Below are 2,023 nucleotides of genomic sequence, written 5' to 3' on the forward strand. Positions count from 1 at the left end.
CCAGGGAAGCAGTCGGCGGCGGTCCCATGGCCGCGTCAGGAGAGTGCGCAGCCTGAAAATAGACACCGGTGACAACAACCTTGAAAACCACCGGCCTCCCAATTCGGATTGTTGCGATCCCGCCTTGGCACAGCGATGCCGTCGGGGGGCGGTTGCAGCATCAGTGCCCTGCGGACCCCAAAGGCCACTTGCGCATGACGGATACTCACTCCACCCATGCCCGGGAGGAGGGCCGCGGCTTGGCGGAAAGGCAGTTCGTACCATTGCCTCACAGACGGTTCGCGCCGTTTTGCGCCTCGCTCACCAGCATCGGCAGCTTGCGCTCCAGCATTCAGGACGGCCAGTTGCCCGCACGCGCCGAGGTTTGGCGGCGCCGCTTTCCATGCCGGTGGTCCGGCGACCCGGACCGCAAGGGCTGCGTGCCAGAATGCCGGGCACGCAAGTCCCGGTTGCCCCAATCTGCCACGCCCTTCCTGCCGGGGCGGTGCCGAATCTGCCGGTCCGCCCTGTCTTCCGGCCCGAACTTGCCGCGGGCGCTAACCAGCCGTGCTACGCGCCGGGCATGGGCGCGAATGGGGACGCCATCCGCATCGGCAGCCGCGGGAACTGGATGCAGGCCTCGTCCAGGCCGCGCACCGCGCACCGCGGGAGCTGAAGGTCCCGGCCTTCGGCGCTACCGCAGCCGGTCCGGACCTCCCGGATTTTCTGCAGTCGCATCGTTTTTGTGCGCGGGCGCAGCATTTCCGCCGCTCGCGGCCGAATGTCTTCGGCAAAAACATGCAGGATGCTTAACTGTTTTCCGAAGCGGCACCTGCCGCGGCAGCAGGTCCGGGGGCGGGGCGGGCGCAGGGCGGAAGACGCGCCGGCAGCAGGCAACAACCCAGGCGGACGGCCGGGGACAGGCAGGGTTCCCCGGCAGAACCGCAATCCGCGGTCCCGCCGACGGCGCGGCCCATCGGAACGAGACCCTGCCGGAAAGGATGGAGACATGGAAAAGCTCGTCGTCATCGGCGCCGGCATGGCATCCGGGCGGGTTCTAGAGCACCTGTTCGAAGCGGATCCCGGCGCCTTCGATGTCACGCTGTTCAATGCCGAGCCGCGGGGCAACTACAACCGGATCATGCTGTCCCCGGTCCTGTCGGGCGAGAAATCCCCGGAAGAAATCGTCACCCACGACGCGGACTGGTACGCGCGGCACGGCGTCGAGACGCGCTTCGGCGAGCGCGTCACCGCGATCGACCGCGCGCGCAAGGTCGTCACCGGCGAGAAGGGCGAGACGCCCTATGACAAGCTGGTCATCGCCACCGGCGCAGCCCCCTTCATCGTGCCGCTGCCCGGCCATGACCTGCCCGGGGTGATCGGCTTCCGCGACATGGAGGATGCCGGCGCGATGATCGCCGCGGCCTCCGTGCCGGGATCTGCTGCCGTGGTGATCGGCGGCGGGCTGCTCGGGCTGGAAGCTGCCGCCGCCCTGCGGCTGCGCGGCATGGAGGTGACGGTGCTCCACAATTCCGGGCACCTGATGAACCGCCAGCTCGACGAGGCCGCGGGCTACCTGCTCGAGAAGGACCTGAAGCGGCGGGGCATCCGGGTGATCACCCGCGCCGGAACCGAGCGGATCGAGGGCGACGGCAAGGTCGAGAAGGTCGTGCTGGCCGACGGCACCGAGATCCCGGCCGGGCTGGTGGTCATGTCCGCCGGGATCCGGCCGCGGGCGGAACTCGGAACGGCGGCCGGGCTGGAAATGGGCCGCGCGATCAAGGTCGACGCGCGGATGCAGAGCTCGGATCCTGACATCTTCGCAGTCGGCGAATGCGTCGAATTCGAAGGCAACCTCTTCGGACTGGTGGCGCCGCTCTACGACCAGGCGAAGGTGCTGGCTGCCACACTGCTCGGCAGCGAGGACGCGTTCGTGATGCGCGAGCTGTCGACGAAGCTCAAGGTGACGGGCTGCGACCTGTTTTCGGCGGGGGATTTCGCCGAGGGCGAGGGGCGCGAGGACATCGTGTTCCGCGATCCCGCC

The 2,023-nt window shown here is 68.6% G+C and carries 1 protein-coding gene; it reads left to right on the plus strand.

Features of this window, described 5'->3' with window-relative positions; all coding sequences use genetic code 11:
* Window positions 1–988: 988 nt before the first annotated feature.
* Window positions 989–2,023, plus strand: a 1,035-nt coding sequence (locus HCC78_RS32280) for an NAD(P)/FAD-dependent oxidoreductase (protein ID WP_172332780.1), incomplete at its 3' end; no start/stop codon positions are given.

Source organism: Mangrovicoccus sp. HB161399 (genome assembly GCF_013184745.1).
In the GTDB taxonomy this organism is placed as follows: Bacteria; Pseudomonadota; Alphaproteobacteria; order Rhodobacterales; family Rhodobacteraceae; genus Mangrovicoccus.